The 18,201-nt window shown below is 74.9% G+C and carries 15 protein-coding genes; 9 read left to right on the top strand and 6 right to left on the bottom strand.

Features of this window, described 5'->3' with window-relative positions; genetic code table 11:
- Positions 1-5: 5 nt before the first annotated feature.
- The 4 genes from OHS82_RS00295 to OHS82_RS00280 form a co-directional block, all read right to left on the bottom strand.
- A complete protein-coding gene (locus tag OHS82_RS00295) occupies positions 6-887 on the bottom strand; it encodes a hypothetical protein (RefSeq protein WP_057578442.1) in 882 nt (293 codons plus the stop codon).
- Between the two features lie 6 nt (positions 888-893).
- A complete protein-coding gene (locus tag OHS82_RS00290; RefSeq protein ID WP_057578440.1) occupies positions 894-1,301 on the bottom strand; it encodes an SAM-dependent methyltransferase in 408 nt (135 codons plus the stop codon).
- 95 nt (positions 1,302-1,396) lie between these two features.
- A complete protein-coding gene (locus OHS82_RS00285) occupies positions 1,397-1,585 on the bottom strand; it encodes a hypothetical protein (protein WP_057578438.1) in 189 nt (62 codons plus the stop codon).
- A gap of 175 nt (positions 1,586-1,760) precedes the next feature.
- On the bottom strand, positions 1,761-4,367 hold the full coding sequence (locus OHS82_RS00280) for an AfsR/SARP family transcriptional regulator (protein ID WP_057578435.1): 2,607 nt from the start codon (positions 4,365-4,367) through the stop codon (positions 1,761-1,763).
- 219 nt (positions 4,368-4,586) lie between these two features.
- Here OHS82_RS00280 and OHS82_RS00275 point away from each other — a divergent pair, with 219 nt between their 5' ends.
- The 8 genes from OHS82_RS00275 (at position 4,587) to OHS82_RS00240 (ending at position 15,550) form a co-directional block, all read left to right on the top strand.
- On the top strand, positions 4,587-6,428 hold the full coding sequence (locus OHS82_RS00275) for a fatty acyl-AMP ligase (RefSeq protein WP_242433141.1): 1,842 nt from the start codon (positions 4,587-4,589) through the stop codon (positions 6,426-6,428).
- Positions 6,422-8,173, top strand: a complete 1,752-nt coding sequence (locus tag OHS82_RS00270) for an acyl-CoA dehydrogenase (RefSeq protein WP_057578434.1) — start codon at positions 6,422-6,424, stop codon at positions 8,171-8,173. The genes OHS82_RS00275 and OHS82_RS00270 overlap by 7 nt, the downstream gene beginning before the upstream one ends.
- A 63-nt stretch (positions 8,174-8,236) precedes the next feature.
- A complete protein-coding gene (locus tag OHS82_RS00265) occupies positions 8,237-8,524 on the top strand; it encodes an acyl carrier protein (RefSeq protein WP_057578432.1) in 288 nt (95 codons plus the stop codon).
- Positions 8,521-11,481 carry a type I polyketide synthase gene (locus tag OHS82_RS00260; RefSeq protein WP_057578430.1) on the top strand — a complete coding sequence of 987 codons (2,961 nt, stop codon included), beginning with the start codon at positions 8,521-8,523 and terminating at the stop codon, positions 11,479-11,481. Before OHS82_RS00265 ends, OHS82_RS00260 begins: the two co-directional genes overlap by 4 nt.
- Positions 11,478-12,533 carry a 3-oxoacyl-[acyl-carrier-protein] synthase III C-terminal domain-containing protein gene (locus OHS82_RS00255; RefSeq protein ID WP_057578428.1) on the top strand — a complete coding sequence of 352 codons (1,056 nt, stop codon included), beginning with the start codon at positions 11,478-11,480 and terminating at the stop codon, positions 12,531-12,533. The genes OHS82_RS00260 and OHS82_RS00255 overlap by 4 nt, the downstream gene beginning before the upstream one ends.
- The gene (locus OHS82_RS00250) at positions 12,530-14,455 is read left to right on the top strand and encodes an HAD-IIIC family phosphatase (protein WP_328432903.1); all 1,926 of its coding nucleotides are present in this window, start codon (positions 12,530-12,532) and stop codon (positions 14,453-14,455) included. The genes OHS82_RS00255 and OHS82_RS00250 overlap by 4 nt, the downstream gene beginning before the upstream one ends.
- Positions 14,430-14,690: an acyl carrier protein gene (locus OHS82_RS00245; protein WP_057578424.1), complete on the top strand. Its 261-nt coding sequence runs from the start codon at positions 14,430-14,432 to the stop codon at positions 14,688-14,690. The genes OHS82_RS00250 and OHS82_RS00245 overlap by 26 nt, the downstream gene beginning before the upstream one ends.
- Positions 14,687-15,550: a 4'-phosphopantetheinyl transferase family protein gene (locus tag OHS82_RS00240; RefSeq protein ID WP_057578422.1), complete on the top strand. Its 864-nt coding sequence runs from the start codon at positions 14,687-14,689 to the stop codon at positions 15,548-15,550. The genes OHS82_RS00245 and OHS82_RS00240 overlap by 4 nt, the downstream gene beginning before the upstream one ends.
- A 7-nt stretch (positions 15,551-15,557) precedes the next feature.
- Here the strand turns inward: OHS82_RS00240 and OHS82_RS00235 are convergent, their stop codons facing one another.
- Both OHS82_RS00235 and OHS82_RS00230 read right to left on the bottom strand, forming a co-directional pair.
- The gene (locus tag OHS82_RS00235) at positions 15,558-16,520 is read right to left on the bottom strand and encodes a hypothetical protein (protein ID WP_328432902.1); all 963 of its coding nucleotides are present in this window, start codon (positions 16,518-16,520) and stop codon (positions 15,558-15,560) included.
- Positions 16,521-16,626: 106 nt separating this feature from the next.
- A complete protein-coding gene (locus OHS82_RS00230) occupies positions 16,627-17,664 on the bottom strand; it encodes a hypothetical protein (protein ID WP_057578418.1) in 1,038 nt (345 codons plus the stop codon).
- 133 nt (positions 17,665-17,797) lie between these two features.
- On the opposite strand from OHS82_RS00230, the gene OHS82_RS00225 reads away from it, so the two are divergent.
- Positions 17,798-17,992 (top strand): hypothetical protein, encoded by a 195-nt coding sequence (locus OHS82_RS00225; RefSeq protein WP_157876361.1) that lies wholly within the window; start codon positions 17,798-17,800, stop codon positions 17,990-17,992.
- The last annotated feature ends 209 nt before the right edge of the window (positions 17,993-18,201 follow it).

Here is an 18,201-nt window from a genome sequence, read left to right as displayed (position 1 = left end):
TCGGGTCAGGGGTTGTCACCGGTGTGCAGCCGGGCCAGCGACGCCCGCGCGTACACCACCTGGTAGCCGGGCACGGTGAACAGGGACTCCCGGAAGACGCCCGCCCGCGGGGACACCAGAGCCTCGAACCCGTCGTGCGGGCCGTACAGTTCGGCCCGTTCGGCCAGGAAGAAGTGAAGGTTGAGGGCGTCCACGCGACGCTGTCTGAGCCACCACAGGCGCCGCTCCTCAGCGCCGCCGCGGGCCGCCAGATACGCGGCGACGACCTGCTCCTCCCAGCGGTGCGCGAGCCGTTCCGAGGCGAGCTGGCCGCGCGCCGTGCGCACCGGCCGGGCCCGCTCGTACAGGCAGTGGCCCAGCTCGTGGGCCACGCCGGCCAACGCCCCGAGCGTCGGCCCGTCCTGCCCGTGCACGACGGGGCGGCTGTGCTCGTCGTCGACCGTGCGGAACGTGGTCGGCTCGTCGAGCGAGGACTGGGCCAGCACCTGGCGGACGGCGTCGGCGCGGCCGCGCAGCAGGGGGAGCTCCGGGATGATCTCGGCGGCGCGGGCGTGGGTGGGGTGGTGCAGCACCGTGTCGTCCGCGAGCCCCGGCAGCGCCAGTTCCATCAGCCGCGCCAGGTCGCCGGCGCGCAGCGGCAGGGCACAGGCGTAGGCGCCGGACCGCACCACCGTGCGCATCTGACGCAGGGTCGCGTCGGACAGGGCCCGCAGCCAGGGCGCCGACCGCAGGCGGGCGAGGGCGGCCGCGCGGCCCGCCAGCAGCCGCTCCAGCACCTCTCCGCCGCCCAGCAGCGCCTCGCGCTGCAGGCGCCGCAGCTGGTCGCGGTAGGCGGCGATGCCGGGCCCGTACCCGCGCAGCAGGGCGGTGTCGATGGTGTCCGGCATGCACGCTCACCGGGCCGCCGGCTGCGCGGCGGGCACGCCGGGCTCGATGTGGAGGCTGATCTCCCAGCGGTCCGCGAGCTCCTGGAGCTCGCGCACGAGCGGGCCGGCCCACGGCGGGCCGCCGGGCAGCAGCACCGCCACGTCGCCCACCGCGCCGACCCGGTACAGGATCTGTTCCAGCACCCGGGCGCAGGCGCCTTGGGCGTCGGCGCCGTCCGGGCCCGGCAAGGCCAGCGACTCGGCCGGGCCGGCGGTCAACCGCCCTACGTCGAGGGCGGGACGGAGCGGATGCAGCACCAGCGCGGCCGCCCGCAGCTGCGTCAGCGCGGCCCGCGTGACCTGCTGCGCGCCGGCGTCGACGGCCACGACCCTGATGTGCCGCACCAGCGTCGTGTCGGGAGTGTGCAGGGACATGGCTGTGTCCTTCCGGGGAGATGCCGTACGGCCCGACCGACGCGGACGGCCGGGGACGCGCCCGAGGGGGCGGGCGCGTCCCCGGCCCGCCTCCCTCAGTCGGCGGGCCCTGTTCCGTCGCTGATGTCCGCGACGAGCTGCTCCAGGTCGGTCGGGATCGCGGACTGCAGACGCGGGGCGAGAGCCGCAGCCCCGCCTCCGCCTCCGCCGTCGCCTCCGCCGTCGACGTTGACGTATTCGACGGTCTCGACGCCGTCGACGGGCCCGTTGGCCGAATCGGACATGGAACCTCCTGCACGATGCGGGGGACCCGGACGGCAGCCCCGGTCCCGCGTGACTGGTCGCAGCCACGATCCGCCCCCGGCTAAAGCGGGGGCTGCGCGCCTGCTGGGACGAGCCCGCGCTTCGAGCCGCCGCCGAAGCCCCGCCCGCGAAAGCCCCGTTCAGGGAAGGCCCCGCTCAGGCCACCGCTTCCTTCCTCCACACCCCGGGCCGCACCTCCGACCAGCCCGACGCCGGCACCCGGGGGCCGACGAGGTCGGCGAGGCGGCGGCGGGCGTAGGCCTCCAGACGGGCGTCCGCCAGCTCCGTCGCCTGGGTCAGGCACCGCACGAAGTGGGCCCGGGCCGCGTCCCGGTCGTGCGACTCCAGCGCCAGCAGGCCCCGCAGACGGTGGCTCTCGAAGCGGCCGCGGCGGTCGGGCGCCGGCGCGTCCGGCGCGCCCGGCACCAGCGCCGCCGCCGCGTCCGTCGCGCCGCTGTCCAGCCGCAGATCGGCCAGGCCCGTCAACGCCCGCACGCGCTCCTCGTCGGCGCCCGCCGCGTCGGCCGTCAGCAGGGCACGCTCGAACAGGTCCTCCGCCACGGCGACCCGCCGCCGCTGCCAGGCGAGATCGCCCATGGCCCGCAACAGCCGCGCCTGCGCCGCCAGATCGCCCGTGCGCTGCGCCGCGTCCAGCGCCAGATCGTGGCAGACGGAACGCTCCTCCCACGCCGCCAGCGACTCCAGGAACCCCGCCATGCCGTCCACCAGGCGCAGCGTCGCCGACCACAGCCCCGCCGCGTGCGCCTGCCGCACCAGCGCCAGCAGCACCGGCCGCCGCCCCCGGAACCAGTCCAGCGGATGGCGCCCCTCGACCGGCTCCCCGGCGAACACGCCCACCGCCTCGACCTCGTCGGCCGCCGCGCCGCACAGCCGGTTCAGCGCGGCCCGCCGGACGTCGGCGTCCACCTCGGCGGCGAGCAGCTCCCCGGCCAGCAGCCGCAACAGCTCCGGCATGCGGTACCCGACCGTGCCACCGGCCCGGGCCGGCTCCGTCTGCAGGACCTGCGCCCGCACCAGCGCGTCCGCCGTCTCCCGCGCCGCCTGCAGGTCCGTCTCCAGCAGGGCCGCCGCCGCACGCAGCCCGAACGGCCCGGCGGGCAGCAGCCCCCACAGCAGGAAGGCCCGCCGCCGCGGATCGCTCAGCTCGTCCGCGGCCTGCCGCAGCCGCGGGCGCAGTGCGGGGTCCGCCGCGCCCAGCTCCGCGAGCCGGGTGCGCTCCTCACGCAGCCGCGCGGCGAGCGCCGCGCACGTCTGCCGCGGCCGGCCCGCCAGCAGGCTTCCCGCCGCCCGCAGCGCCAGCGGCAGAGCACCGCACAGCGCCACGACGTCCGCCGCCCCCGTCCCCGCGCCCGCGTCCGGCGCCGTCCCGCCCGCCGCGGCCAGCAGCAGCGCCCGGGCGTCCCGCGCCGAGGGCACGCCGAGCGCGACGACCCGCCCCTCGAGCCCCTCGGGCACGCCCCGGCAGGTGACCAGCACCGTGCTGTCCGGCATGGCCGCGAGCACCGGACGGACCTGGTCGGCCGAGACCGCGTCGTCCAGGACCAGCAGACACCGCCGGCCGGCCGTCGACTGCCGCAGCACGGCGGCCGGTTCCCCGCCGCCCGCCGGCGCCGCACCGTGCGCCGCGAACCGGCGCAGCAGCTGCGCCAGCACCTGCGCCGCGTCCAGCGGACGCCCGCCCCCGGTGCGCAGCCGCACGAGCGCCGAACCGTCGAAGCCGTCGCCCGCGCGGTGCGCCGCGGCCAGGGCCAGCGCGCTCTTGCCGACGCCCGCCGGGCCCGAAAGGACGACGAGCCCGCCGCCGGGCGGCCCCAACGCCTCACCCAGAACCGCCAGTTCCTCCTCGCGGCCGGTGAACAGCAGGTCGCCGGAGGGAAGTCCACCGCTCACCGCCCACGCAGCCCCGCCGCCGGCGGGCCGCGTCACGGCGGCCGGCGGCGACGGCTCGGTCCGCTCGGCCCGCCCCGCAGGCCGAAGCAGCAGGGGATCGCCCACCAGGATGCGCTGGTGCAGCGCCTGCAACGCCCGGCCGGGCTCTATGGCCAGCTCCTCCACGAGCCCCCGGCGCAGCCGCGCGAACACCTGCAGCGCGTCGGCCTGCCGCCCCGACCGGTACAGCGCCACCATCAGATGCGCGTGGAACTCCTCGCGCAGCGGCAGCTCCGCGGTCACCGCCTGCAGCTCGCCGATCAGCCCCCGATGACGGCCCAGATGCAGCTCGGCCCTGATGCACTGTTCCAGCGCCGACGTGCGCATCTCCGACAGCCGCACCGCCGTGGCGTCCAGCAGCGGTCCGTGCGGGGTGTCCGACAGGAGCGGCCCGCGCCACAGACCGAGGGCCCGGCGCTGCAGATCTGCCGCGCCCCGGTAGTCCTGCCGGTCCATCAGCTCCCGGCCCCGGCCGTGCAGCTCCTCCAGCACCGCCAGGTCCAACTGCGCCGGGTCCAGCCGCAGTTCGTACCCCGGCGGCCGCGTCACCAGCGCGTCGCGGCCCAGCTCGGCGTCCACCTCGTGCAGCAGCTTGCGCAGCTGCGAGATGTACACCTGGAGCGTCGTCGTCGCGGTGCGCGGCGGGTCCTCGCCCCACAGCTCGTCGATCAGGCTGTCCACCGACACGATCTCGTTCGCCCGCACCAGCAGCGTGGCGAGGACGACCCGTATCTTCGCCGCGCGCGGCGTCAGAGCCTCGGACGTGCCCGGCGCTCCCCGTACCTCCAGCGGACCCAGAATCCTGAATCGCATGGCGCCCCCTGTCCTAGACGAGCCACGATAGGCCGGGCCCCACCCCTGTTTTCGGACAGGCACCCCCCTATCCGCGACGGTCCTCCCACCCCGAGCCGGTCCGCGCATGAGAGCTCTGCAAGCCCTGCTTTAGCACCGGCGATGACCATGCGGAGGCCTTGGCCACAAGGGGGCACGGCGCGTCCCGCTCCGGTCCCGAGGGCACCACGAGGGGGCGAAGTGACTGGCGAGACCGCCGCTGACATCACGCGAAACGACGAGTACGGCACGTTCACCCGGCTGCTGCTCGACCGGGCGCAGGCCCTTGGCGACACCACCGCGCACGTCTTCGTACGCGACACCGGCGCCGCGACCGCCGCGGAACACCTCACCTACGGCGAACTCGACCGGACGGCCCGGACCCTGGCGCTGCGGCTGCACGAACGCGGCGCCCAGGGCCGGCCCGTCCTGCTGCTGCACCCGCCCGGCCCCGACTTCCTCAAGGCGTTCGCCGGCTGCCTGTACGCCGGAGCCATCGCCGTCCCGGCCCCGCTGCCCGGCGACCGCGGCGAGCGGCTGCACCGCCTGACCGGCATCATCAAGGACACCGGCGCCCAGCTCGTCCTCACCGACATCGCCCACGCCCCCGACGTGTCGCTGTGGCTCGCCACCGCGGGCCGCGGCGACGTCGTGTGCCTGGCCACCGACGTCGACGAGGACGACGGCCCCGACGACTGGCGCCCGCCCACCACCGGCCCCGACGACCTGGCGTTCCTGCAGTACACCTCCGGATCCACCTCACAGCCGCGCGGCGTCATGGTCAGCCACCGCAACCTCCTCGCCAACCAGGAGGTGATGCGCCGCGCCCTCGGCACCACAGCGGCCGACCGGTTCGGCGGCTGGCTGCCCCACTACCACGACATGGGCCTCATCGCCCATCTCCTGCACCCCCTGTGGCTGGGCAGCGCGTCCGTGCAGATGGCCCCGAGCGCCTTCATCAAACGCCCCGTCCGCTGGCTGCGGATGATCGAGGAACACGGGGTGACGATCGGCGGCGGCCCCAACTTCTGCTACGACCTGTGCCTGCGCCGGATCACCGACGAACAGGTCGCCGGCCTGGACCTGTCCCGCTGGCGGCTGGCCCTCAACGGCGCCGAACCGGTACGCGCCCAGACCCTCGAGGCGTTCACCCGCCGCTTCGCCGCCGCCGGCCTCGACGCCGCCGCCGTCTACCCCGCCTACGGACTCGCCGAAGCCACCCTCATGGTGTCCGGCGGCGCCCCCGGCCGCCCCTACGGCCGGCTCACCGTCGACCAGCCGGGCCTCGAACACGACGCGCTGCGCGCCCCCGCCCCCCGAGCCGCCGCCCGCATCCTCGTCAGCAGCGGCCGCGCCGACGGCTTCGACGTACGCATCGTCGACCCCGTCGACGGCCGCGAACTGCCCGCGGGCCGCGTCGGCGAGATCTGGCTGCGCGGCGACAGCGTGGCCCAGGGCTACTGGCGCAAACCCCTGGAGACGGCCGAGACCTTCCACGCCGTCCTCGCCGGCGCCGGCGGCGACGGCGGCTATCTGCGCACCGGCGACCTCGGCGCCCTCGACGGCGGCGAACTCTACGTCACCGGACGGCTGAAGGAAGTCATCATCCTCAACGGCCGCAACATCTACCCGCAGGACGTCGAATGGGCCCTGCGCGAGGTCAGCCCCGCCCTCGGCGCCTGCCACGGCGCCGTGTTCACCGTCGGCGCCGACCGCGAACAGCTCGTCGTCGTCCAGGAGGTGCGCGCCCCGCACGCCGACCAGAGCCGCCTGCACGCCCTGGCCTGCCGGATGCAGGCCCTGATCGGCCGGGACTTCGACGTGCCCGTCGGCAACGTGGTGCTGGTGCGCCCCGGCACCCTGCGCCGCACCACCAGCGGCAAGACACAACGCACCCTGATGCGCAGACTGTTCCTGGAGGACCGGCTGTCCCCCCTGTTCGAGGTCCTCGACCCGCAGGTCGAGAACCTGGTGCGGCCCCGGCCCGCGGACGAGGACGCCCTGTCCGCCGTCGCCGGCGGACCGCGGGACCTGTCGTGGTGAACGGGCTCACCACCGCGCCGCGGCCCCCCGTCCGGCCCGCCGCGCCCGAGGACCGGGCGGCCGAACTGGAGAAACGGTTCGGGGACCCCGCCGCCCCCGGCAACCCCGTCGGCTACGCCGCACTGCTGTCCGCCGACCGGCGGGCCGCGCTGTCCGCCGACGCCGAGGACCTCCTCGACGACTTCGGCATGCACCTGGAGTACGTGCCCCGCGCCCTGGGCGGCCGCTTCACCTGCGCGGAGACGCTGCTGCGCGTGATGCGTCCGGTCTTCCGCCGCGACGTCAGCCTCGGCATGGGCTACGGCATGAGCACCTTCATGGCCGCATCCGACGTGTGGCTGGCCGGCAGCCGCCACCAGCAGGACTGGCTGGCCCGGCTGCTCATCGGGCGGTCCAAGGCCGCCATCGCCCAGCACGAGACGGCCCACACCAACGACTTCGTCCGCAGCCAGGTCCGCGCCGTGCACGCGGACGGCCGGCTCCACGTCACCGGCGCCAAGACCATCGTCAACAACGCGCGCCGCGCCGACGCCCTGGTGCTGTTCTGCCGCACCGACGACCGCGTCGGCAGCGCCAGCCACTCGGCACTCCTGCTCGACCCCCGCACCCTGCCCGCCGACCGCTACCGGGCCGGCTCGCGCCGCCCCTCCGTCGGACTGCGCGGCGCCCACCTGGACAGCATCGAGTTCGACGACTGCCCGCTGCCCGAGGACGCCCTGCTCGGGCCGGCCGGCAGCGGCGTCCCCACCGCACTGCGCTCCTTCCAGGTCAGCCGCACCCTCACCGCCGCCATGGTGGCCGCGGCCGTCGACACCAGCCTGCGCACCGCGGTCCTCGTCGACCGCATCCAGGGCCCGGGCGACGGCGGCCTGTCACCCATGGACCCCGAGGCCACCGCCGCCACCCTCGCCAACTCCTTCGTCAACCTGCTCTTCTACGACTGCCTCGCCGTCGTCGCCACCCGCGCCCTGCACCTGTACCCGGCCGAGACCAGCGTCTACTCGGCCGCCGTCAAGGCACTGCTGCCCCGCGTCCTGAGCGAGACGATGTACGACCTGGCGACCGTCCTCGGCTCGCAGATCTACACCCGCGCCGGCACGATCGGCGTGTTCCAGAAACACATCAGGGACGTGCCGGTCATCAGCCTCGGCCACGCCGGGACCGTCGCCTGCCAGGCCACCATCATCCCCCAGCTCCCGAGCCTGGCCCGCAGCTGGTTCTCCGGCGAAGGCGCAGGCCCCGGCCTGTTCCGCCCGGCCGCACCGCTGCCCCCCTTCGACTACACCGCCCTGGTCCTCGCCGGCGGACGCGACAGCCTCAGCGCCACCCTGATCGACACGGCCGCCACCCTCCCCGCCCGCAACCCCGTCGAACGCGCCCTGCGCGCCCTGGCCGGACAGTTCGTCGACGAACTCGACGACCTGCGCGCCAGAATCCTCGCGCTGCCCCCGGTGAACGAGCACACGCCGGTGCGCCCCGCCTGGTTCGCCCTGACCGACCGCTACGTCCTCGTCCTGGCCGCCGCCGCCGTCCTCGGCGTGTGGCGGCACAGCCGCGACGACCGCGACCCCTTCCTCGCCGACCCGGCCTGGGCGACGGCCGCCCTGCACCGCATCGCCCGCCGCCTCGGCGCCCCCGCCGCGGACCTGCCCCCCCAGTGCATGGCCCGCGTGCACCAGGAGGTGCTGGCCCGCTTCGGCGACCGCCGCAGCTACGACCTGTACAACACGCCGCTCCCCGGCTGACCGCCGACCGAGCCACCACCCCCCTTCTCCCGCAACGGCCCCTACTCCCGAGGAGACCCGGCCATGACCCTCTCCGCGCCGCCGAAGGCGGCAGCCCCCCTGTACCGCTGGCTCACCGACCGCCTCGCGGTCTATATGGACCGGGCGCCGGAGAGCATCGACCCCACGGTGCCGCTCGCCGCATACGGCATGGACTCCGTGTGCGCGCTGAGCCTGTGCGGCGACGTCGAGGACGAGCTCGGGATCGCCGTGGAGCCCACACTGGCCTGGGACCACCCCACGGTCGCGGCGCTCGCCGGGCATCTCACCGCCCGCGGCGTCCGGCTCCCCGACAGCGGGCCGCAGCGGTGAGCGCGGACGCCGTCGCCATCGTCGGCCTGGACTGCGTCCTGCCCGGCGCGCCCGACGCCGACGCCTACTGGAACCTGCTGATGCGCGCCGGTGACGCGATCGGCGAACTGCCCGCGCAACGCCGCGACGGGCACGGCTTCGACGACACGGTGCGCGGCGGCTTCATCGACGACATCGCCACCTTCGACAACGACTTCTTCACCGTCGCGCCGCGCGAGGCCGCCGCCATGGACCCCCAGCAGCGACTGCTCCTGCAGTGCGCCTGGCGGGCCCTGGAGGACGCCGGGCAGTCGCCGGCCGCACTGGCGGGCGGCGACACCGGCGTCTTCGTCGGCGTCATGGGCAGCGAATGGGCCCAGCTCCACCTCACCGACCCCACACGGGTCACCCCCCAGCTCGGGGCGGGCAGCAGCGCGGCGATGACCGCCAACCGCATCTCCTACCACCTCGACCTCAAGGGCCCGAGCCTCGCCGTCGACACCGCCTGCTCGTCCTCCCTGGTGGCCGTGCACCTCGCAGTCAACTCACTGCTGGCCGGCGAGTCCTCCACCGCCGTCGCGGGCGGCGTCAACCTCGTCCTCACCCCCGCACCCGGACTCGTCTACGAACGGATGGGCCTGGCCGCCCGGGACGGCCGCTGCAAGCCCTTCAGCACCGACGCCGACGGCATCGGCCGCAGCGACGGCGTGGGCGTCGTGGTACTGCGGCGCCTGACCGACGCCCTGGCCGACGGCCAGCGGATCTACGCGGTCGTCCACGGCACCGCCGTCAACCAGGACGGCCGCAGCAACGGCCTCACCGCCCCCAACCGGTGGTCGCAGCGCGAAGTCGTCGCCGCCGCCTGCCGGCGCGCCCGCATCACCCCCGCACAGGTGAGGTTCATCGAGGCGCACGGCACCGGGACCGCGCTCGGCGACATCATCGAGTGCGCCGCCCTCGGCGAACTGCACGCCGTGCAACGGGACGAGCCCTGCGCCATCGGATCCGTGAAAGGCAACCTCGGCCACACCGAGGGCGCCGCCGGCATCGCGGGCCTCATCAAGGTCGCGCTCGCGCTGCACCACCGCATCGTGCCCGCCAGCCGCTTCGCCGACCGCGAGAACCCCCAACTACGGCTCGCCGAACGCGGACTGCGGCTCATCAAGGCGCCCATACGACTGCCCGCCGACGACGTCTGGGCCGGCGTCAGCAGCTTCGGCATGGGCGGCACCAACGCCCACGCCGTCCTCGCCGGCGCCCCGCGCCCCCGCCGCACCCCGACCGCACGCGCCCCGCGCCCCGCCGCCCGCGCCGTGGGCGTGTTCACCGTCTCCGCCAACACCCCCGAGGCGCTGCGCCGCAACCTCGCCGTGCAGGCCGACGCCGTCGCCCGCCGCCCGCGCGGCGCCGCGGCCCCCCTGTGCTGGAGCAGCAACCTGGTCAAGACCGGCCAGTCCTACCGGGCCGCCTTCACCGCCCGCGACACCGTCGAACTCGCCGCCGCGCTGAGCGCCGCCGCCGACGACGAACAACTGCGCGCCGGCATCGCCGACCGGGCCCTGCACCCGCCGGCCATCGGCTTCCTCTTCAGCGGCCAGGGCGCCCAGGAACCCGGCATGACCGGCGCCCTCTACCGCGACAGCGCCTCCTACCGCCGCCACCTCGACACCGCCGACGACGTGCTGCGGCCCCATCTCGGCGCCTCCGTACGGGACATGATCCTGGACGAGGACCCGGCCGTGCACCGCACCGGCTGGGCCCAGCCCGCCCTGTTCGCCGTCGAGTACGCCCTCTTCCGCACCCTGGGGGACCTCGGCATCGAGCCCGACGCCGTCCTCGGGCACAGCGTGGGCGAGTTCGCCGCCGCCGTCGCGGCGGGCGCGCTCACCCTCGACGACGCGGCCCGGCTGGTGTCGGCGCGGGCCGCGCTCATGGAGCGCCTCCCGGACGGCGGCGGCATGCTCGGCGTCCGCGCGGCCCGCGCCGACCTGGCCGCGCTCCTCGCCGACGAACCCGACGTGTGCGTCGGCGCCGTCAACGGCCCCGACCGCACCGTGCTCTCGGGACAGCGCACCGCACTCGACCGGATCGCCGCCGCCCTGCACGGACAGGGGGTGCGCACCGACCGCCTGCGCGTCTCGCACGCCTTCCACTCCCCGCAGATGGCGCCGGCCCTGGACGGCCTCGCCGAAGCCGCCGCCGGCCTGCGAACGACGCCGCCCGCCCTGCCCATGGCCTCCACACGCTACGGCGCCATGCTCGACGACCGCCCCCTGGACGCCGCGTACTGGCGCGAGCAGGCCGCGGGCCCCGTGCTCTTCGCCGACGCCCTGAACGCCCTCATGACGGAGACCATGCCCGCCTGCCTCATCGAGATCGGGCCCAGCCCCCACCTCGTACAGCTCGCAGGACGCGCCGGACTGCCCTGCGGGGTCCGGCTGCTGCACCCCGTCCCCGGCCGCGAGGCGAGCGTGAGGGACCTCGCCGAGACCGTCGCCGCCCTCTACCGCTCGGGACTCGAACCCAGGTGGCGCGAACTGTACGAGCCCGCCCAGCGCACCACCGAACAGCTCGCCCCCTACGCCTTCTCCACCGAACACACCTTCTGGCAGCCCGCGCCGCGCCGCACCGACCGGCCCGAACCACCCGCCGCCCCGCCGCCCGCCACCGCCCCCCCACCGGCCGGCGCGCACACCGGCCCGCACACCGACGAGGAGACGGACCCCGTGCTCGCCGCGGTGATCGAGACGGTGGTGGAGGTGGGGGAGTACGACCCGCAGCGCGTCGGACGCCAGACCCGGCTCTACGCGGACCTCGGATTCGACTCAGTGATGATCATGCAGCTCAAGGACCGCCTCGAAGCCCGGCTGCCGCAGACGGAAGGAGTCACCGTGCAGCAACTGCTGCCCGCCCTGCGCTCGGTGGGCTCCCTCGCCGACTTCCTCAGCGACTGGAACAGCGTAGGAGCCAGGACATGACCCCTCACGACGCGCCCGGCGCACCCCTGCACATCGCCGGCACCGGCACCGCCCTGCCCGGCGACCCGGTCGACAACGCGCGCCTGGGCAAGACCTTCGGGATCGACGAGGAGTGGATCGACCTCTTCGTCGGCACCCGCACCCGCCACTTCGGCTGGGACCTCGCCACCGGCGAGATCCGGCACAGCCTCACCGACCTGTGCGCCGAGGCGGCCGCCCGCGCCGCCGACGCGGCCGGCGCCCGCCTGCAGGACCTGGACTTCCTCGTCCTGGCCACCACCACACCGGACCGGCTGCTGCCCACCACCGCCAACGAGGTCGCCGACCGGCTGGGCCTGGACCACCTGCCCACCTACCAGATCCAGGCAGGCTGCTCGGGCGCCGTCCAGGCCCTCGACCTGGCCCGGGCCCTGCTCGCCGCCGGGCACCGCAGCGGACTCGTCATCGGCGGCGACACCACCGCCCGCTTCCTCGACCCGAGCCGCACCCCCACCGACCTGCCCACCCAGGAACTCGTCAACTACGTCCTGTTCGGCGACGGCGCGGGCGCCGCCGTCGTCAGCGCCGAACCCCTCGGCGAGGCCCTCGCCGTCCGCACACTGCTGCACCGCTTCAGCGGCCGGGGCCGGACACCGGGCCAGATCATCGACTGGGACGGCCCGGTGCGCCGCGACGCCGGCCGGCAGATGCTGTCCGAGGACTACAAGGCCGTCGAGGAGGGCGTGCCCGTCCTCGCGGGCGAGATCTACTGGGAACTGCTCGACTCCGTCGGCTGGACCCCCGCCGACGTCGACTTCCTGCTGCCGCCGCAGCTGTCCGCCCGGATGACCCGGCGCATCACCGAGAGCCTGGGGGCGTCCACCGCGCACGAGGTGTCCTGCGTCGTGGACACCGGCAACACCGGCAACGCACTGCCCCTGCTCCAGCTCGACAGGCTCCTGGACCGGCTGCCGGACACCGGGCGGGCCCTCGCCCTCGTCGTGGAGTCCAGCAAATGGATCAGGGCCGGCCTCGTCCTGGAGCGCACGCACGCCGCGGAGCCCCGCCCATGACGACACCCTTCCAGCGCCTGCGCGAACTGTCCGCCTCCGGACAGCTGGCCCGCGCCCACCCGCAGGTGGCCCCGCTCCTCGCGGAGATCACCGACGCCGGCGACCGCGAGCCCGCCGCCGTCCTCGCCGAACTGGCGCGCTGCGGCCACCTGCTGCGCGGCCTCGCCGCCCCCGACGTCCTCGCCCACCACCCCGACACCCCCCTCGTCACCGTCGCCGTCACCGGGCACTCCACCCTCGCCCAGCTCCCCGACGCCCTCACCGCCGAACTCGCCCGGCACGGACTCCTCGCCCGCCTCCTCGTCGGCACACACGGCGCCTACCTGCGCGACCTCACCGACCCCGACAGCGAACTGCGCGCCCCACAACCGGACCTGACACTGTGCCTGCTGGACGCGGACGCCGTCTTCGACCGACTCGGCACACCCTGGACCACCGACGACGCCGAAACGGCCTGCGCCCGGCTCGGCGAACGCGTCGCCGCCATCGCCGCCGCCCACACCGCGACCGGAACCGGCACCCTCGTCCTCAACACCCTGCCGCTGCTGCGCCGCCACACCCAGCAGATCATCGACCAGCGCCGGCGCGCCCTGCTCGGCGCCCTGTGGCGCGAGTTCAACGCCCGCCTGCTGCGCCTGACAGCCGACCACCCCGCCGTCACGGTCGTCGACCTCGACCCCCTGATCGCCGACCTCGGCCCGGCCAGCGACCCACGACTGGCCCTCTACACCCGCTCGCCCTTCACCGAACAGCTCCTAGGCGCCTACGCCCGCGAGGCGGCCCACATCCTGCGGGCCCGCAGCGGCCTGACCAAGAAGTGCCTCGTCCTCGACCTCGACGACACCCTGTGGGGCGGCGTCCTGGAAGAAGTCGGCGCCGACGGCCTCGGCGTCGGCGACGACCTGCTCGGCGAGCCCTACCGCCAGATGCAGCGCACCGCCCGGCAACTCGCCGCCCAGGGCGTCCTGCTCGCCGTCAGCAGCAAGAACGACGCCGAACCGGCCGTACAGGCACTGCGCGACCACCCGGACATGACGCTGCGCCCCGACGACTTCGCACGGATCAACGCCAACTGGGAACCCAAGGACGCCAACCTCCGCGACATCGCCCACCACCTCGGCATCGCCACCGACGCCCTCGTCTTCGCCGACGACTCGCCCCAGGAACGCGCCCTGATCCGCCGCAGCCTGCCCGCCACCCCCGTCGTCGCCCTCGGCCGCGAACCCGCACTGCACACCGAGGCACTGCTGCGCGACGCCTGGTTCGACACCCCGCACGTCACCGACGACGACCGGCGCCGCACCGCCCGCTACCGCCAGGCCGCCGCCCGCGACGAACTGCGCCAGGGCGCGGGCACGTACGAGGAATACCTGCACGACCTCGGCATCGTCGTGCACGTCGCGCCGCCGGGCCCGGCCGACACCGCCCGCGTGTGCCAGCTCTCCCTGCGCACCAACCGGTTCAACCTCACCGGCGAGCGGCTCCGGGCCGCCGAACTCGCCGAGATGGCCGCCGACCCGGCCCGCCGGGTCCTCGCCGTACGGGTACGCGACCGCTTCGGCGACAGCGGCCTGGTCGGCGCGCTGCTCACCCGCGACGAGGACGACGGCCTGTACATCGACAACATGATGCTCAGCTGCCGGGCCCTGGCCCGCGGCGTCGAGGACGGCTGCCTGGCCGCCGTCCTCGAACACGCCCGCTCCCGCGGCCTGCCCCGGGTCAGGGCCCGCTACCGGGCCACGCCCGCCAACGCCGCGGCCCGCGGCTTCTACCCCTCGCTGGGCTTCACCGAGGAGCCGGGCGCCGGCCGCGAGCGATGGTTCCGGCACGACCTCGGCCGGCTCCCGGACCGGCCGGGCCACCTGACCCTCGAGGTCCGACTGGGAGGAACGGCCGATGAGCACCACACGCCCCTGGGATGAGTTCGCCGGCTTCGTCTCCCTGCTCCGCGACGAGCTCGGCCTCGACCTGAGCGAACAGCAGGCGGCGGCCGACTTCGACGCCCTGCCCTCCTGGGACTCCGTCCACCTGCTGCGCCTCGTCACGCTCATCGAGCGCGAGACCGGCCGGCGGGTGCCCGTCGCCCGCGTGCTGCAGGCCCGTGGACTGCGCGAGGTCCACGCCCTCACCCGCCCCGACCGCGAGGACCGGCCATGACCGCCCCGACAGGCCCCGCCACGCGGTCGCTGGGCGAGCCCATCGCGTCGACCACGGTGCACACCGACTGGTCCGACGTACGCGCGGACCTGCGCACGCACGGCACCGCGCTGGTCCACGGGCGCCTCGCCGACTGGCGGCCCAAGGACCCCGACGGCCCCGAACTGCGCGCCGTGCTCGGCCGGGACTGGGCCCGCTACCGCGACATCACGCACGAGGACATGCGCGGCCGGTACGCCGCCTCCCGCCGCCTGCTGAAGTACGCCGCCGCCGCCGCGCTGCGCGCCGACGCCCGCGACCTGGAACTCATGTACGGGCCGACCGGCCGGCCCTATCTGCGCGGCTGCGACCAGATCGACATCAGCCTCAGCCACACCGACGACCTGCTGCTGGTCGGGCTGACGACACGGGGCCTGATCGGCGTCGACGCGGAGCGCTCGGACCGTCGTATCTACAGCCGCGGCCTGGACCGGCAGATCTGCACCCCGCACGAACGCCTCACCGTGTCGCGGCTGCCGCTGGCCGAGCGCGACCCGAGCCTGGTGCGGCTGTGGACCCTGAAGGAGGCGTACAGCAAGGCGATCGGCCAGGGGCTGCAGTTCCGGTTCACGGAGTTCGGGTTCGGCGCCGACGGCCGGCCGACCCAGGTGCACCGCCCCGACGGCACCCCGGGCACCGGCGACGAGTGGACGTTCTGCACCTATGTGCTCGGCAGCGACGGCCTCGAGTTCTGCGTCAGCACCGCCGTCTACGACGCGGGGCTCGGCCGCACCCTGGACGCCGAGATCACCACCATGCTCGACGCCGACGCCGTCGCCGCCCTCAACGAGGCGCTCAGCGGGGTGCGCCCGCACGGCTGACTCCCGGTCACAGGTCCTCCACCACCGACGCCGTGGCCTCCAGGACGGCGCTGCCGGCCTGGACGAGGCTCAGCGTGACCGGCGTCAGACGCCGCCCGTCGGCGTCCTTGCCGAGCCGGTCCCACACGGCCGTGCAGCGCATCGGCAGCTCCGGGTCCGCGTAGCCGCGGAAGTGCACGCGCAGGGCGCCCAGAGTGCTGTGCGCCGGCTTGAGGGCGTACGCCCGCCAGGCGGTCAGCAGCGCCGTCTGGCGGACCGCCTCCAGGAGCAGCGCGTGCGCGGGGACTGTGCTGGGCGGCAGCGCCACGTCCACGGCCAGCTGTCCCGGGCACGGCGTCACCGGCCGGCGCAGCAGGACGTCGCCGACGAGGTGGCGCCCCACGTCGGCCGGGGCGACGCGGGCGCCCGGCCCGGGCGCGGCCGGCGTGGCCGAGGCGGCGTCCGCCGCGGCGGCCAGGGCCGCCCGGGAGCGCTCCCGGTGGCCGCGGTGCACCGTCGGCGCCAGGAACACCACGCTCGCGCTCCCGCTGCCGCACGGCACGTCGTCGATGCGCGGGGCGATGGCGAACTCCAGGACCCGGGGCACGCCGTCGACCACCTTGTCGGGGCGCACGCGCAGATGCAGGTCCAGGGGGGCGGGGGAGGACCGCACCCGCCAGGGCGTGACGTCGTCGGCGCGCAGGTCGAAGCGGTAGAAGACGCCGACGCGGGCCGCGGGCACACCGAAGTGCGTGTGCCCGATGAACTCGCCCGCCTCGCGGACCATCTCGGCGGCCGCCCGCAGATCGTGGTGACGGCCGGCCCGCTCGCCGAACGGCCCCAGCCCGTCGGCCAGCTCGCCGGCCAGGACGAACTCCTCCTCGACGTCCGGCGCCGCGGCGACGGGATGCAGCCAGGACCGCGGGCGGTGGACGAGGTGCCGGACGGTCCCCGCCGTCCGCCGCCGGCCTGCGCCGGGCGCGCGCTCCATACTTCCCCCTTCTGTACGGACCGTGCTCGCAACACGATGCGTCGAGGGTGCACGGATTCGGCCACGCCCGGCCAGCCCCGCCCGCTGACAGCTTGCTGCGCGGCACCTACTCCGCCGGCAGGCCGGGCCCGCCCTCGTCGAGGAGCCCGGCCAGCGCCACGTTGACGCCCGCCTGGAACCGGCTGGAGGACTCCACCTGCTCCATGATCTCCGAGATGTACCGCCGGCAGGTGCGCACCGACATGCCCAGCCGGCGCGCGACCAGCTCGTCCTTGTGGCCCTGGGCCATCAGCTTGATGATCGACCGCTTCAGGTCGTCGGCGACGGGGGTCTGCGCCGTGGAGCCCGGGGTGAACGCCGTGCCGGTGTCCCACAGATGCTCGTACACCTTGCACAGGAACGCCACGAGGGTCGGCTCCCGCACGACGACGGCGCCCGGCGGCCGGTCCTCGACGTGCTCGGGCAGGAACACCGCCTCGCGGTCGTAGATGATGATGCGGTCGATCAGCTCGTCCGTGGTGCGCACCTCGGCGCCCGCCGCGGCCACCGCGCGGATGTACGACGTCGTGGTCAGGTCGCTGCGCACGGTGTGCTGGTAGAGATGCCGCACCCGCACGCCGCGCGCCAGCCGGGCCAGGGTGAGCGGGCGCGCGTTCTCCAGATACCGGGGCGGGCGGGGGCCGCCCGGCTGCGCGGTGAGGATCTCCGTGCGGCAGCGCGCCCCCCAGTCGTCGAGCATGGCCTGCAGGACCCGGATGTCGCTGATCACGTCGAACGCCTCGGCCTGGTTGCGGCGTCTGCGGCTCTCGAAGTAGGCGGGCTGCAGCGAGCGCATCCGGGTGCGCACGTCGGTGACCGCCTGCTGCAGCTCGTGGATCTGCTGCTCGGTCGGCCCCACCAGATCGGCCGCGGCGGCCTCGGGGCTGACCGGCATGAGGGTCTCGGGCTCGCCCGGCATCGGATGCAGCAGGCTGAACTCCGTCAGGGTCTGCTCGACCCGCACGGCCACCTCGAGCGACGTGCCCAGCGCACGGGCGATCTGCTCGCGGTCGAACCGCCCGAGTGTGACCGCCTTCTGGTAAGCGGTCGCGCATATGCCGTCGAGTTCGTTGGAGTTCGGCCCGGAAAGAGAACCTTCTTGCATTACGTTGTCGCACCCCCGTACGCAAAGAGAAAAGCTGTCATGCAACTTTACGTCATCGAGAATCGCTTGGAAGCGGCTGGAGCGGCAGGGCAGTCTTCTGCGTGGAGAAGCCAAGCATAAATAGGGGGCAACGATGAACAAGGGCATGTTCGCCAAAACGGCAGCGGCCGTGTGCGCGTCGTTTGTGATTTTGGGAAGTCTTGGTTCAGGTTTGGCGGAGGCGTCAACTCCGGATGTGTCGGTCGGTCTCTCGCCTCTCATCGTGGTGCTGACGGGGGACACCTCGATGTGCCCGGAAGACGACCAGTGGGGTTCCGCTTGCCCGTGACCGGCGCGGTCCGGTGCACGACACCCTGAACGGCGTGGCTCCAGGCGGCCGCCGGGCATGGGGGAGACGGTGGAGTCCGAGGCCGGCTCCCGGACCCCCCTCCGCGCGACGCCGCTCATGACGCCCCGCTGTGCGGCACCTGTGTGCCGTGCGGCGGGGCGCTGCCTCTGCCGCCGCCGGCCCGCGGCGGCGGCGGTATCCGGCCGTTC

Source organism: Streptomyces sp. NBC_00425, assembly GCF_036030735.1.
Taxonomy (GTDB): domain Bacteria; phylum Actinomycetota; class Actinomycetes; order Streptomycetales; family Streptomycetaceae; genus Streptomyces.
Note: the sequence above shows the minus strand (reverse complement) of the source record. Positions and strands in the feature narration are given on the sequence as shown.

Bases quoted from the DNA above. Each gene is read 5' to 3' on its own strand.
- OHS82_RS00295 (WP_057578442.1), bottom strand. From the start codon at position 887: ATGCCGGACACCATCGACACCGCCCTGCTGCGCGGGTACGGGCCCGGC.
- OHS82_RS00290 (WP_057578440.1), bottom strand. From the start codon at position 1,301: ATGTCCCTGCACACTCCCGACACGACGCTGGTGCGGCACATCAGGGTC.
- OHS82_RS00285 (WP_057578438.1), bottom strand. From the start codon at position 1,585: ATGTCCGATTCGGCCAACGGGCCCGTCGACGGCGTCGAGACCGTCGAA.
- OHS82_RS00280 (WP_057578435.1), bottom strand. From the start codon at position 4,367: ATGCGATTCAGGATTCTGGGTCCGCTGGAGGTACGGGGAGCGCCGGGC.
- OHS82_RS00265 (WP_057578432.1), top strand. From the start codon at position 8,237: ATGACCCTCTCCGCGCCGCCGAAGGCGGCAGCCCCCCTGTACCGCTGG.
- OHS82_RS00255 (WP_057578428.1), top strand. From the start codon at position 11,478: ATGACCCCTCACGACGCGCCCGGCGCACCCCTGCACATCGCCGGCACC.
- OHS82_RS00250 (WP_328432903.1), top strand. From the start codon at position 12,530: ATGACGACACCCTTCCAGCGCCTGCGCGAACTGTCCGCCTCCGGACAG.
- OHS82_RS00245 (WP_057578424.1), top strand. From the start codon at position 14,430: ATGAGCACCACACGCCCCTGGGATGAGTTCGCCGGCTTCGTCTCCCTG.
- OHS82_RS00240 (WP_057578422.1), top strand. From the start codon at position 14,687: ATGACCGCCCCGACAGGCCCCGCCACGCGGTCGCTGGGCGAGCCCATC.
- OHS82_RS00235 (WP_328432902.1), bottom strand. From the start codon at position 16,520: ATGGAGCGCGCGCCCGGCGCAGGCCGGCGGCGGACGGCGGGGACCGTC.
- OHS82_RS00230 (WP_057578418.1), bottom strand. From the start codon at position 17,664: ATGCAAGAAGGTTCTCTTTCCGGGCCGAACTCCAACGAACTCGACGGC.
- OHS82_RS00225 (WP_157876361.1), top strand. From the start codon at position 17,798: ATGAACAAGGGCATGTTCGCCAAAACGGCAGCGGCCGTGTGCGCGTCG.